The organism is Pseudomonas sp. B424, from assembly GCF_055408345.1.
The window spans coordinates 154,879-167,824 of sequence record NZ_JBUZTL010000003.1; the positions used below are offsets into that span (position 1 = coordinate 154,879).

Consider the following 12,946-nt stretch of genomic DNA (forward strand, 5'->3'; position numbering starts at 1 on the left):
TCAAGAGAGGCCGCAGTGCTGAGTGCCGAGCTGAAAGCGTTTTACCGGGTGGCCCAGTTGGGCAGCATTACTCAGGCCGCGAAAAAGCTCGGGCTTAGCCAGCCGACCGTGACCACGCAAATCCGCAACCTCGAAAGCCAGTACGCCGTGGAGCTGTTTTATCGCGGCGGACGGCGCCTGACCCTCAGCGATGAGGGGGTGCGCTTGCTGCCGATGGTCAAGGCGCTGATGCAGCAAGAGGCCGATATCGAGTTTTTTTTGCGCAACAGCGGCCAGGGCAGCGGCACCTTGCGCATCGCCGCCACGGCCCCGTATTACATTCTCGATCTGGTGAAGGCCTTTCGCGAACGCTTGCCGCAGATCGAAGTGTCGGTGGACATCGGCAACTCCCAGCAGGTGCTGGAGGCGCTGGATGAATACCGGGTCGACATCGCCGCGTCGTCGCAGTTACTGGAAGACCCACGCCTGATTCGCCGCGTACTCGGCACCGATCCGCTGGTGCTGGCGGTGCATCGCAATCACCCGCTGGCCAAGCTCGAACACGTGCCGTTGAGTGCGCTGGCGGGGCATTGCCTGTTGATGCGCGAGCAGGGTTCGACCACGCGCAAGCTGACAGAAGAGCTGCTGGCCAGCGCCGGTGTGAGCTTTGGCCCGCTGCTGGAGATCGGCAGCCGCGAGTCGATCCGCGAGGCGGTATTGCGCAATATCGGCATCAGCATCATTGCCCGGCAAGAGGTGCCGCACGACCCGCAACTGCGGGTACTTACGCTGGAAAATGCGCCGCTTATCCATGAATACCTGTACTGCCTCAAAGAGCGTAAATCGGCGCGTTTGCCCGCTGCCTTTTTGGGGTTGGCCCAGGAAATGGCCCCGGCCTGAAACACGTCATTAATGTGGGAGCGGGCTTGCTCGCGATGCAGACGATGCGGTCGGTCAGGCAAAACGCGGTAAGGCCTTCGCGAGCAAGCCCGCTCCCACAATGACCCTGCAGCCATACCCAAATTCACCAATACCACTATCGGCAGCTTTGGCCTTGCTGCCACATCTTGTACGCATTGCGCCTCTAGGATGACCCCCATCTGCTTGATGAGGTGCATCCATGAACCACTCGAACGCAACCGCTTTGACCCAACCCGGCGTACCGATGAAGGTGCGCAACGTGAGCAAGCGCTTTGGCGCCTTTACCGCCCTGGACAACGTCTCGCTGGACGTGGCTGCAGGCGAGCTGGTGTGTCTGCTCGGGCCTTCCGGCTGCGGCAAGACCACGCTATTGCGTTGCATCGCAGGGCTGGAGCGTCAGGACGACGGTGCGTTGTACCTCGGTGAGCGCAATGTGTCCGACCTTGCACCTCAAGCCCGTGATTACGGGATTCTGTTTCAGTCCTACGCCCTGTTCCCCAACCTGAGCGTTGAAGCCAACATCGCTTACGGCCTGGCTGGCAGCAATCGCGATGTGGTGCGCAAGCGGGTTGGCGACATGCTGGAGCTGGTGGGCCTGACCGGCAGCGAAAAGAAGTTCCCGGGCCAGCTTTCCGGCGGCCAGCAGCAACGCGTTGCGCTGGCCCGCGCACTGGCGCCGTCGCCGTCCTTGTTGTTGCTCGATGAGCCGATGTCGGCACTCGATGCCCGAGTCCGTGAGCATCTGTGTACCGAACTGCGCCAACTGCAGCGCAGCCTGGGGATTACCACCTTGATGGTGACCCACAACCAGGACGAAGCCATGTTGATGGCCGACCGCATCGCCGTGATGAACAACGGCAAGGTCGAGCAATACGCCACCCCGCAAGAAATCTACGACAAACCCGCCACGCCGTTTGTCGCCGAGTTTGTCGGGCAGGGCAACTGGTTGCCGTTCCAGCGCAACAGTGACAGCCACGCGCAGGTGGGCGGGATGAACATGCGACTGGCAGACGACGCCGGGCGGGCCGCCTCGGGCCGTTTGTTCTGTCGCCCCGAAGCCATCAGCGTCAACCCGGTGCTGCACCAGGAAAACCTGTTCCCGGCGCGGGTGCGTGAAATCACCTTTCTGGGCAATCGCTGCCGCATGAGCTTCGAGCTCAACCATTTGCCGGGCCATGCGCTGACTGCCGAAGTCGGTACCCAGGACTTGCCGCGCCTTGGCGCTCCGGACATTTTTGTCGCCCTGCCGCCTGGCAGCCTGCAGGTGTTTGCCTGAGATGGCCGCCCAAATGTCCCTGCCGTTGACCGGCAACGTGACCCGTAAAGCCTCGAAGGCCGAGCTCGGTGACCGCATCTTCGTCGTGGGCGGCAAGCTGCTGTTGCTGCTGTTGTTGGGCGTCGCGGTGTTGATGCCGTTGCTGGCGATCTTCTGGCGCGGGTTCAGCGCCGAAGATGGCCAGGGCGGCGGTTGGGTCGCCGCCCGGGAGCTGGTCACCAGCGATAACTTCCATTGGCTGGTCGGTAACAGCCTCAAGGTGTCGTTGAGCGTGGCGGCGATTGTCGTACCGCTGGCCTATCTGTTTGCCTACGCTTTGCAGCGCACCATGATCCCCGGCAAGCGTGTCTGGCGCGGGCTGTCGCTGTTGCCGCTGATGGCGCCGTCGATGTTGCCGGGCATTGCACTGGTGTACCTGTTCGGTAACCAGGGCATGTTGCGTGGGCTGATTTCGGACAACATCTACGGCTTCTGGGGGATTGTCCTCGGTGAAGTGATTTACACCTTCCCCCATGCCCTGATGATTTTGCTGTCGGCCTTGTCGCTGGCCGATGCGCGTCTGTTCGATGCCGCATCGAGCATGGGCGCCGGGCCTTTCAAAGCCTTTCGCAGCATCACCTGGCCGGGCACCAAACAAGCCGTGTTCGCAGCGTTCTGCCTGGTGTTCACCCTGACCATCACCGACTTCGGCGTGCCTGTGGTGGTGGGCGGCGACTATCAAGTGCTGGCGCTGGAAGCCTATAAGGCCGTGGTCGGCCAGCAACAGTTTGGTCGCGGCGCCTTGATCGGCATGGTGTTGCTGCTGCCGGCGCTGCTCAGCTTCGGCGTCGATGCCTGGCTGCGTCGCCAACATGGCGATTCAATGAGCGGCCGCGCCCAGGTGTTCAAGCCGGTACCGTCCAAAGTTCGCGATCGCTGCTATCTGGCCATCGTGATGCTGATATGCGCCACCTTGCTACTGGTGTTCGGCATGGCCGTGTATTCGTCGCTGGTCAAGTTCTGGCCGTACAACCTGTCGTTGTCGCTCAGCCACTACCAGTTCAATGACACCGCCGGCGGCGGCTGGCTGGCCTATCGCAACAGCGTGACGATGGCGCTGTGTACCGCCCTGATTGGCAGCGCGGTGATCTTCACCGGTGCCTACCTGATGGAAAAAACCAAGGGTCAGAAAGGACTGAACCTGGCGCTGCGCATGCTCAGTTTTGTACCGATGGCGGTGCCGGGCCTGGTTCTGGGCCTGGGCTATGTGTTCTTTTTCAACCTGCCGGGCAACCCGTTACACGTGCTCTACGGCACCATGACCCTGCTGGTGGTGTGCACCATTGCTCACTATTTGACCACCGCGCAAATGACCGCCACCACCGCCTTGCGCCAGCTCGACGGCGAATTCGAAGCAGCTGCGCTGTCGCTCAAGGCCCCGCTATATCGCCATTACTGGCGGGTCACCGTCCCGATCTGCCTGCCGGCGCTGCTGGACATCATCCGCTACCTGTTCGTTTCGGCGATGACCACCGTATCGGCGGCGATCTTTCTCTACAGCCCCGACACCATCCTGGCGGCGGTGGCGGTGCTGAACATGGACGACGCCGGCAACGTTGGCGGCGCGGCGGCCATGTCGACCCTGATCCTGTTCACCTCGGCGGGTGTGTCCCTGCTGCTGGCCTGGGCTTCGCGGGGTTTGCTGCGTCGCTCCCAGGCCTGGCGCCAGGGCGCTCCAGCGCAATGATTTGCCAACCCACTAAAACTAAAAGGAACCGCACCATGTTCAAGCCACTTGCTCTTGCCGCTGCTGTCCTCACCGCTTTTAGCTTCAACGCGTTTGCTGCCAAAACCGAGCTGACCGTGTACACGGCCCTCGAAGCCGAGCAGCTCAAAACCTATAAGCAGGCTTTTGAGAAGGCCAACCCGGACGTAGAGATCAAGTGGGTACGTGACTCCACCGGCATCATCACTGCCAAGCTGCTGGCCGAAAAAGCCCGCCCGCAAGCGGATGCCGTGTGGGGCCTGGCGGCTTCCAGCCTGGCGATCCTCGATCAGCAAGGCATGCTGCAAAGCTATGCGCCCCAAGACCTGGCCAAGATCGGCGCCAACTACCGTGATGCGGCCAACCCGCCGGCCTGGGTGGGGATGGACGTGTGGGCCGCGACCATTTGCTTCAACACCATCGAAGCCGAAAAGCAGGGCCTGACCAAGCCGGTGAGCTGGCAGGACCTGACCAAGCCCGAGTACAAGGGCAAGATCGTCATGCCAAACCCGGCCTCGTCCGGCACGGGCTTTTTGGACGTCAGCGCCTGGCTGCAAACCTTCGGCGAGAAGCAGGGCTGGCAGTTTATGGATGATCTGCACCAGAACATCGGCCAGTACGTCCACTCGGGTTCCAAGCCGTGCAAGCTGGCGGCCTCGGGTGAGTTCCCGATCGGTATTTCGTTTGAATACCCCGCCGTTCAGCTCAAGCGCCAGGGCGCACCGCTGGACATCGTGTTGCCAAAAGAAGGCCTGGGCTGGGAAATCGAAGCCACGGCTGTGATCAAGGGCACGCCACACGAAGAAGCGGCGAAAAAGCTGGCTGACTTTTCCGCCAGCCCTGCGGCGATGGAGCTTTATAAAGAGAACTTTGCCGTACTGGCACAACCCGGCATTGCCAAGCCCCAGACCGAACTGCCGGCCGATTACGAGCAGCGCCTGATCAAGAACGACTTCGCCTGGGCTTCGCAGAACCGCGACAGCATTCTGGCCGAATGGCGCAAGCGCTATGACGGCAAGTCCGAGAAAGCGGCGCAGTAGTTTTGTAGCCACAAAAGACCTGTGGGAGCGGGCTTGCCCGCGATTGGATCGCTGCGGTTGGACAGCCGCACCGCGGCGTTTGTATCGCGAGCAAGCCCGCTCCCACAAGGGAAGTGAAGTTGCCCTTCAGGACATCGTTATGACTCAACCAATCCTTATCGTCGGCGCAGGCATTCTGGGCTTGTCCCATGCCTACGCCGCTGCAAGACGCGGGCTCAAGGTGCGCGTATTCGAACGCACCGCTACGCCCCTGGGTGCTTCGGTGCGCAACTTTGGCCAGGCGCTGGTCACCGGCCAGCCGCCGGGGGTGATGCTCGACCTGGCCCAGGCCAGCCGTGGTATTTGGGGCGAATGGGCGCAGCGTGCGGGCTTTGACCTCAAGCGTAATGGCTCGTATCTGTTCGCCCGCACTGAGGCCGAAGAGCAGTTGCTCGACGCCTTCTGCCAGGGCCGTGCCCGCGAGTTTGGCTACCGTGCCGAGCTGCTGCGTGGGGCGGAGCTGAACACCCTCTATGGCGGCCAGTTCAGCCATCACCGTGCTGCGCTGCACGGGCTGGACGATCAGCAGGTTTATTCCCGCGAAGCTATCCCGGCACTGATCGATTACCTGAGACAGGATTTGGGTGTCGAGTTTCACTTTTCGACTCTGGTGCGCGACGTCGAGCCCGGTCAGGTGCACACCACCGCGGGCAGCTTCAAGGGCGCGCAGGTGATTGTGTGTTCGGGTCACGATTACCTGACGTTGCTGGCCGAGCCGCTGGCCAAACTGAATCCACAGATCTGCCGTCTGCAAATGCTGCGTGTGCGGCCCAAGGTCGATTTGCAGCTGCAACACGCGCTGATGACCGGCCTGAGCTGTGTGCATTACGGTGCATTTGCCGACCTGCCGGAAGCGGCAGAGGTACAGGCCGAGATCCTGCGCGACAGCCCGCACCTGGACCGGCACGGCATCCATTTGCTGATCAGTCCAACACCTTATGGTGAGTTGATCGTCGGTGATTCTCACGATTACAGTCGCGATCCTTCACCGTTCAACGGTGAACAAGTAGATAACTGGATGCTCCAGCTGTGTGAAGAAACCCTGGGCTGCGAAGTGCAAGTGGTTGAACGCTGGCAGGGCGTCTATGGTGCTCGAGGGGCCAAACCGTTCAGCTGGCTGGAAGTGGCGCCCGGCCTGAATGCGGCACTGATGCACACCGGGGTGGGCATGAGCGTGGGCCCGGCGATGGCCGAGGGTAATATCGCCCGGATGCTGGAGTGCATGTAATGACGCTTGCCCAACAAGTGGTTGAAGACGTGTTTGGTTTGTATCAGCAATACGGTACCGACGATTACATCGGTGAACCCGTGTCGCAGATTGAACACATGTCCCAGGCGGCGCAGCTGGCGTTGGCCGAGGGCTGTGACGACGAAGTGGTACTGGCCGCCTTCTTTCACGATATTGGGCACTTATGCGTCAATGATGCGCAGAACATGGGCGGTTATGGCGTGGTCAGCCATGAGTTGGTGGGCGCCAACTACCTGCGTCGTGCAGGTTTCAGCGAGCGGCTGGTCAGGCTGGTGGAGTACCACGTACAGGCCAAGCGCTATCTCACATTGCGCGAGCCGGGTTACTACGACCTGTTGAGCGAAGCCAGTATTCGCACCCTGGGTTATCAGGGCGGGGTGATGAGCGAGGCCGAGGCGGATGTCTTTGAACAAGACCCGCTGTGCCAGCTGAGCCTGCGCATGCGGGGCTGGGATGAGCAGGCCAAGGAAATGCACGTGCCGCTGATCGACCTGCAAATCCTCAAGGACAAGGCCATCCGCCTGTTAGAGGCTTAAGCACCGTTTCTTGTGGGAGCGGGCTTGCTCGCGATCGGATCGCCGTGGTGTAACAGTTACACCGCGTCGCCTGCATCGCGAGCAAGCCCGCTCCCACAAAAAAAGGTCAGATCTGGCGGGCGAGCAACTCGATCTGCTCCTGACGCTCAGCCTGGCTCAGTTTCGGATGCGGGTTAAGCGACGACCATTGCGGATGCGCCCGAGCCTTGCCCAGGGCTTCGGGCAACTTGCCCTCGCGCCAGATCTTGTCCTGCGGGGTGGCGACCTTGATGCTCTCCACCGCCGCATGACCTCGCGCATTCAGTGCGTGCAGCAATTGACGTTGGCGCAAGGCCAGCAAGCGCAGCACGCTGTCGTCCACCGTTAATTCGCGCTGGCCCTTGAGCTTGCCCAGCAAGCGGCTGCCGTAGCTGCGTGCCGTTTGCAGTGCGCCTCCGGCAATCGCCCCGGCCAGGGCAGCGGCGCCCAATGTCAGGCCGCCGACCATCAAGTCCACACCGGCCCCGGCTGCTGCGCCTGCGGCAATCCCGCCACCGACCCGCACACCCAGGTGCTTGAGGGTTTCGGGGTTGAACAAGTCATCGCCCCAGCGGCCGTCGAGCAGCGGTAAGTCACTGGTCGCCGCGTCGCTGGTGCGAAAGCCATACAGTTTGAGCATGGCTTCAACGCAGCTTTGCTCACGCTGGCGGATCGCTTCGCGCAGTTGCTGGATGGCCTGCTGTTCGGCGGCTTTTTCGCTGACCACGCTGCGTCGACATGCGGCGCAGTCAATCAACAGTTCGGCGATCAGGCGCAATGCGCTGTGCTTGCGGGCTTCGCGCTGGGCTTCCTGATCAGCAATCAGTCGTTGCAGTGCCCCGCGTGAATGTTCCAGCAACAGCGCCAGGCTTTCATACAGGCGGCGCTCACCGTTTTCGGGCGGGGCCACGCTGTCAAAGCGCACCAGCGCGTGCAAACCCAGGCGGGCCAGCGCCTCGCGCCATTCGGGCTCGCGGTGTTGCGGGCTGCTGACAAAGTTGAGCACCGGCAGCAACGGTTTGCCGCAACTGGCCAGTACGCTGAGTTCGTCGCGGTACTTGGCCAGTACCGGCTCGCGGGCGTCGATTACATACAAGCCGGCGTCCGAGGCCAGCAACTGGCGCAGCACTTTGGCTTCTTGCTCAAAGCGCTGGCGCGCCTCGCTGCCGTCCAGAAAGCGCGCGACCCGTGCCGGCCCATCAAGGCGTTCGCCGGGGTGGTCGAGGCGTTCAAGGTAGTCGAGCAGGGCGATGGCGTCTTCCAGCCCCGGCGTGTCGTACAGCTCCAGCAACGGCTCGCCGTCTACTGACAGCCGTGCACCTTCGACATGGCGCGTGGTGCTGGGGCGATGGGACACCTCGCCAAAGCCGACATCCCGGGTCAAGGTGCGCAGCAATGAGGTTTTGCCGACATTGGTGTGGCCGACCACGGCCAGCGTCAGTGGCTTAGTCATGGCCAGTCTCCAGCCAATTCAGGGGGGCACTGGCAGCGAAGGGTAGCCCCAGCTGTTGCAGGGCGGTGTGCCAGTCGCTCAGGCGATCGGCATCCAGTGCCTGGCCGGGCGGTGCTTGCAGCAGCCAGATGCGGGTTTGGCTGGCACTGCGCGCCAGTTCGCCGATCAATGCCAGGCTGCCGCGATCCGGTGAGCGTCGAGGGTCGCAGGCGATGGCCAGGCGCGCGGGCGGGAAGCGGGTCATTTGCTCCAGCAGTTTTTGCCGGGACTCGCGGCTGTCGAGAATGCCGGCGTCTTTGACCGTGGCGGGCAATTTGGGCGGCCACGGGTGCTGGTCGTCCAGTTCAATGGCTACGATCAGCGCGCCATCGGTCTGCAAATCCGTGTGCCCGGCCTGTACGTTGGGCAAGTGCTCGGGGGCAATGTCGTTGACGCCCAGGCGTTCGCTGCTGGGCATCAGGCGCTCGCGCAGCTGGCTGTAGCCGGGCAGGTTGAGGTCCAGTTGCAGCGCGTTGCGCCCGGTTTTCCAGCGCCACAGGCACAAGGCTGCCAGCACCAGACGCGGGATCACGCCGTAAATCAGCACCACACCGACCAGCCAGACGGCCCACGCCTGACGCACCAGTTCGTTGTTGTAGAGGCTGCTGTCGTTGCTGATGCGGATCATCTCCACGGTCGGTACGCCAAAACCCAGCCAGTTGGGCAGGGCGCCAAGGGCGCGGGTGGCGGCGACAAATACGTCGGCACCCAGGATCGTGGTTTCCCAGATAAAGCCGTAACGCCGGGTGGCCATCAGCAACAGCATCATCACCAGCGCGCTGAGCATCGCCAGCAGCCACAGGCCGTTGACCAGAGTACCCAGTGCCCAGCGATTGAGTTTGCGCCGTTGCAGCAACAGCAATAAAGCGGGGGCCAATTGTGCGGCCTTGGCGTCGCGGGCGAATTTCTCGCTGAGCCACAACCACAGGCGGCCCAGGCCGGCGCCGTGTTCGCCGGCAAACAGCAGGCCCAACCCCCAGCTCAGAAGCAGGATCAGATTGAGCCCGAGCAAACTGCCCAGTGCCCAGAACACATTGACCGGAGTTTGCCCGTCGCCCAGGGCGGCAAAGGCCAGGCCGCTGCCGCTGACAACCGCCACGATGGCCAGCACCAGCAGCGCCAGGCGCGCACCTTGCAGCCAGTGCTGCATGGCTGCGAGCAGGCCATCGCGCTCGGCCAGCCACAGGGCGCGGTTCTGCAGGCGTGTGGATAAGTCGCCGCCCGTGGTTCGGGCCCGGCGATTGGCTTCCATGTCTTCCAGCGGCCCGGCGTGTTCTTCGCGCAGGCGTACGGTTTCGGTCAGCCAGAGGCGTTGCAATGGGGAAAGTTGAGTCACGCGACATTCCATTCAATAGACTCTGGGAGCATAACCGCTGTTACGTCGCACGGGGTACTGCCGGTGCAGTTGGCTCTGGTATCCTCGGCGCCATGAAAAAATCACTCCCCCTTAGCCTGATCGCAGCGCTCGGTGAAAACCGCGTGATCGGCGTCGACAACAGCATGCCGTGGCATTTGCCGGCGGATTTCAAATATTTCAAGGCCACTACCCTGGGCAAGCCGATCATCATGGGTCGCAAGACCTGGGATTCGCTGGGCCGCCCGTTGCCGGGTCGCTTGAACCTGGTGGTCAGTCGTCAGACCGACTTGCAGCTCGAAGGTGCCGAGGTGTTTGCCTCCCTTGAGGCCGCCGTTGAGCGCGCGCAAGAGTGGGCACAGGAGCAGGGCGTCAGCGAAGTGATGTTGATTGGCGGCGCGCAGCTGTACACCCAGGGCCTGGCGGATGCCGACCGGTTGTACCTGACGCGGGTGGGCCTGAGCCCGGAAGGCGATGCGTGGTTTCCTGAGTTTGATCAGGCGCAATGGAGGCTGGTGTCAGAAGAGCCGCACGGGGCGGCGGATGGCAAGCCGGCGTTCAGCTTTGAAGTGTGGGAAAGGGCTTAAAGGCAAGCCATTACTCTGTGGGAGCGGGGTCAGTCAGGTATTAAGCGTGCGCCAGATCACCATGATCGTCTTCAGCCAGAATGGCCTTGTCGGTCTGGTTCAGGATCTGGCTGGTCACCGTACCGGCCACCATCGAACCGCTGACGTTCAGCGCCGTGCGGCCCATGTCGATCAACGGCTCGACCGAAATCAGCAGCGCCACCAGCGACACCGGCAAGCCCATGGCCGGCAGCACGATCAGTGCCGCGAAGGTTGCACCACCACCCACACCGGCCACGCCCACCGAGCTCAGCGTCACAATGGCTACCAGCGTTGCGATCCACATCGGGTCCAGCGGGTTGATGCCCACGGTCGGGGCAACCATCACGGCCAGCATCGCCGGGTACAGACCGGCACAGCCGTTCTGGCCAATGGTGGCGCCAAACGAGGCAGCAAAGCTGGCAATGGAAGACGGAATCCCCAGACGTCGGGTTTGCGCTTCGATGCTCAACGGGATGCTGGCGGCGCTCGAACGGCTGGTGAAGGCGAAGGTCAGCACCGGCCATACCTTGCGGAAAAAGCGCAGCGGGTTAACCCCGGACACCGACACGATCACGCCGTGGATCACAAACATCAGCGCCAGGCCGATGTAGGACACCACCACAAAGCTGCCCAGCTTGATGATGTCTTGCAGGTTGGACATGGCGACCACTTTGGTCATCAGGGCCAGCACGCCGTATGGGGTCAGCTTCATCACCAGACGCACCAGACGCATCACCCAGGCTTGCAGGGTGTCGATGGCACTCAGGATCTTGCCGCCTTTTTCCGGTTCGTCCTTGAACAGCTGGAGTGCAGCGATACCCAGGAATGCAGCGAAAATCACCACGCTGATGATCGACGTCGGCTTGGCCCGGGCCAGATCGGCAAACGGGTTTTGCGGGATAAACGACAGCAGCAGCTGCGGCACGTTCAGGTCCGAAACCTTGCCCGCGTAATCGCTCTGGATCACTTGCAGACGGCTCATTTCAGCCACGCCGGCCACCAGGCCATCGGCGGTCAGGCCGAACAGGTTGGTCAGGCCGATGCCCACCAGCGCTGCGATCATGGTGGTGAACAGCAGCGTGCCGATGGTCAGAAAGCTGATCTTGCCCAGCGACGAAGCGTTATGCAGACGGGCTACGGCGCTCAGGATCGATGCGAAGACCAGCGGGATAACGATCATTTGCAGCAATTGCACGTAGCCGCTGCCGACCAGATCGAACCAGCCGATGGAGGTTTTCAGCGTAGGGCTGTCTGCCCCGTAGGTCATGTGCAGGCACAGGCCGAAGACCACGCCGAGAACCAGCGCCAGCAAGACTTTTTTCGCCAGGCTCCACGCGGTGTGGCGGGTCAGCGACAAGCCGAACAGCAACGCGAGGAACACCAGCAGATTGAGGATCAGCGGGAAATTCATGAAAGCTCCGAGGGGCGACTTGTACCAGTCTTAGGATGTAACAATTTCGAACCGGAAATGCTAACAGGTTGATATAGCTGGAAATATACCGTTGTGGAATGACTACCTTTGTTTTGGGCATAAGCCCGTGCCGCTATCAGGACGGTAGCGGTCGTGTCGAAGTGAAAACTGTCACCTGATTTTGCTAGCGTCGATGCCTTTGACGAGGAGCATAGCTGATGAATCTGACCACGAAGTTGATCGCTGCGACCCTGTGTATAGGCTTGACCGGCCAAGCGTTGGCCACCGATTTGAAGCATTGGCCCGCGGACCAGGCCAAACAACTGGAGGCCATGATCGCCGCCAACGCGAACAAGGGTAACTTCGCGGTCTTCGACATGGACAACACCAGCTATCGCAACGATCTGGAAGAAGCGTTGCTGCCCTTTATGGAAAACAAGGGCCTGATCACCCGCGAGAGCCTCGACCCGTCACTCAAGCTGATCCCGTTCAAGGACACCGCCGACCACAAGGAAAGCCTGTTCAGCTACTACTACCGTCTGTGTGAAGTCGACGACATGGTCTGCTACCCGTGGGTGGCCCAGGTATTTTCCGGTTTTACCCTGCAACAGCTCAAAGGTCATGTGGACGAGTTGATGGCGTCGGGCAAGCCGGTGCCGGTGACTTACTTTGAGGGCGATGTGGTCAAGAGCTCCGAGGTGCAGCCGCCCAAGGTGTTTACCGGCCAGGTCGAGCTGTTCAACAAGCTGATGGAAAACGGCATCGAGGTCTACGTGATGACCGCCGCCTCGGAAGAACTGGTGCGTATGGTCGCGGCGGACCCCAAGTACGGCTACAACGTCAAACCGCAGAACGTGATCGGCGTGACCACCTTGCTCAAGGACCGTAAAACCGGTGAGTTGACCACTGCCCGTAAACAGATCAGCGCCGGTACCTACAACGAAAAGGCCAACCTGGGGCTGGAGCTGACGCCTTACCTGTGGACCCCGGCGACATGGATGGCAGGCAAGCAGGCGGCGATCCTGACGTATATCGATCAGTGGAAGAAACCGGTGCTGGTGGGTGGTGATACGCCATCCAGCGACGGTTACATGCTGTTCCACGGGGTGGACGTGGCCAAGGGCGGGATTCACCTGTGGGTCAACCGCAAGGATAAATACATGGCGCAGCTGGAAGGCATGATGGCCAAGAACGCAGCGGCCCAGGCCAAGGAAGGTTTGCCGGTGACTGCGGACAAGAACTGGGTGATCGTCAAGCCTGACCAGATCCAGTAATTCCT

Annotated in this window: 11 protein-coding genes; 8 read left to right on the forward strand and 3 right to left on the reverse strand. The window is 61.7% G+C overall.

What is annotated here, in order from left to right; all coding sequences use genetic code 11:
- Positions 1-15 precede the first annotated feature (15 nt).
- The 6 genes from ACZRMS_RS05435 (at position 16) to ACZRMS_RS05460 (ending at position 6,784) form a co-directional block, all read left to right on the forward strand.
- The gene (locus ACZRMS_RS05435) at positions 16-879 is read left to right on the forward strand and encodes a LysR family transcriptional regulator (protein WP_463994434.1); all 864 of its coding nucleotides are present in this window, start codon (positions 16-18) and stop codon (positions 877-879) included.
- A 220-nt stretch (positions 880-1,099) separates the two neighbouring features.
- Positions 1,100-2,176, forward strand: coding sequence for a putative 2-aminoethylphosphonate ABC transporter ATP-binding protein (locus tag ACZRMS_RS05440; protein ID WP_463994435.1), 1,077 nt, complete (start codon positions 1,100-1,102; stop codon positions 2,174-2,176).
- Position 2,177: 1 nt separating this feature from the next.
- Positions 2,178-3,902, forward strand: coding sequence for a putative 2-aminoethylphosphonate ABC transporter permease subunit (locus ACZRMS_RS05445; RefSeq protein ID WP_463994436.1), 1,725 nt, complete (start codon positions 2,178-2,180; stop codon positions 3,900-3,902).
- Between the two features lie 35 nt (positions 3,903-3,937).
- On the forward strand, positions 3,938-4,960 hold the full coding sequence (locus ACZRMS_RS05450; RefSeq protein ID WP_463994437.1) for a putative 2-aminoethylphosphonate ABC transporter substrate-binding protein: 1,023 nt from the start codon (positions 3,938-3,940) through the stop codon (positions 4,958-4,960).
- A 139-nt stretch (positions 4,961-5,099) separates the two neighbouring features.
- Entirely contained in the window at positions 5,100-6,227 is a 1,128-nt protein-coding gene (locus ACZRMS_RS05455; protein WP_463994438.1) for a TIGR03364 family FAD-dependent oxidoreductase, read from the forward strand.
- Positions 6,227-6,784, forward strand: coding sequence for a phosphonate degradation HD-domain oxygenase (locus ACZRMS_RS05460; RefSeq protein WP_463994439.1), 558 nt, complete (start codon positions 6,227-6,229; stop codon positions 6,782-6,784). Before ACZRMS_RS05455 ends, ACZRMS_RS05460 begins: the two co-directional genes overlap by 1 nt.
- 106 nt (positions 6,785-6,890) lie before the next feature.
- Here the strand turns inward: ACZRMS_RS05460 and ACZRMS_RS05465 are convergent, their stop codons facing one another.
- Both ACZRMS_RS05465 and ACZRMS_RS05470 read right to left on the reverse strand, forming a co-directional pair.
- Entirely contained in the window at positions 6,891-8,255 is a 1,365-nt protein-coding gene (locus ACZRMS_RS05465) for a DUF3482 domain-containing protein (RefSeq protein ID WP_463994440.1), read from the reverse strand.
- Positions 8,248-9,630: a DUF2868 domain-containing protein gene (locus ACZRMS_RS05470; protein WP_463994441.1), complete on the reverse strand. Its 1,383-nt coding sequence runs from the start codon at positions 9,628-9,630 to the stop codon at positions 8,248-8,250. The genes ACZRMS_RS05465 and ACZRMS_RS05470 overlap by 8 nt, the downstream gene beginning before the upstream one ends.
- A 92-nt stretch (positions 9,631-9,722) precedes the next feature.
- Between ACZRMS_RS05470 and ACZRMS_RS05475 the strand changes: the two genes are divergently transcribed.
- Positions 9,723-10,235 (forward strand): dihydrofolate reductase, encoded by a 513-nt coding sequence (locus ACZRMS_RS05475; RefSeq protein ID WP_463994442.1) that lies wholly within the window; start codon positions 9,723-9,725, stop codon positions 10,233-10,235.
- A 40-nt stretch (positions 10,236-10,275) separates the two neighbouring features.
- On the opposite strand, the gene ACZRMS_RS05480 is transcribed toward ACZRMS_RS05475, so the two are convergent.
- Entirely contained in the window at positions 10,276-11,667 is a 1,392-nt protein-coding gene (locus ACZRMS_RS05480; RefSeq protein ID WP_463994443.1) for an L-cystine transporter, read from the reverse strand.
- Between the two features lie 218 nt (positions 11,668-11,885).
- Here ACZRMS_RS05480 and ACZRMS_RS05485 point away from each other — a divergent pair, with 218 nt between their 5' ends.
- The gene (locus ACZRMS_RS05485) at positions 11,886-12,941 is read left to right on the forward strand and encodes an HAD family hydrolase (RefSeq protein WP_463994444.1); all 1,056 of its coding nucleotides are present in this window, start codon (positions 11,886-11,888) and stop codon (positions 12,939-12,941) included.
- Positions 12,942-12,946: the final 5 nt, after the last annotated feature.

What these genes read in the sequence shown, in the direction of transcription:
- ACZRMS_RS05440 (WP_463994435.1), top strand. Translation starts at nt 1,100, where the DNA reads ATGAACCACTCGAACGCAACCGCTTTGACCCAACCCGGCGTACCGATG.
- ACZRMS_RS05445 (WP_463994436.1), top strand. Translation starts at nt 2,178, where the DNA reads ATGGCCGCCCAAATGTCCCTGCCGTTGACCGGCAACGTGACCCGTAAA.
- ACZRMS_RS05450 (WP_463994437.1), top strand. Translation starts at nt 3,938, where the DNA reads ATGTTCAAGCCACTTGCTCTTGCCGCTGCTGTCCTCACCGCTTTTAGC.
- ACZRMS_RS05455 (WP_463994438.1), top strand. Translation starts at nt 5,100, where the DNA reads ATGACTCAACCAATCCTTATCGTCGGCGCAGGCATTCTGGGCTTGTCC.
- ACZRMS_RS05460 (WP_463994439.1), top strand. Translation starts at nt 6,227, where the DNA reads ATGACGCTTGCCCAACAAGTGGTTGAAGACGTGTTTGGTTTGTATCAG.
- ACZRMS_RS05465 (WP_463994440.1), bottom strand. Translation starts at nt 8,255, where the DNA reads ATGACTAAGCCACTGACGCTGGCCGTGGTCGGCCACACCAATGTCGGC.
- ACZRMS_RS05475 (WP_463994442.1), top strand. Translation starts at nt 9,723, where the DNA reads ATGAAAAAATCACTCCCCCTTAGCCTGATCGCAGCGCTCGGTGAAAAC.
- ACZRMS_RS05480 (WP_463994443.1), bottom strand. Translation starts at nt 11,667, where the DNA reads ATGAATTTCCCGCTGATCCTCAATCTGCTGGTGTTCCTCGCGTTGCTG.
- ACZRMS_RS05485 (WP_463994444.1), top strand. Translation starts at nt 11,886, where the DNA reads ATGAATCTGACCACGAAGTTGATCGCTGCGACCCTGTGTATAGGCTTG.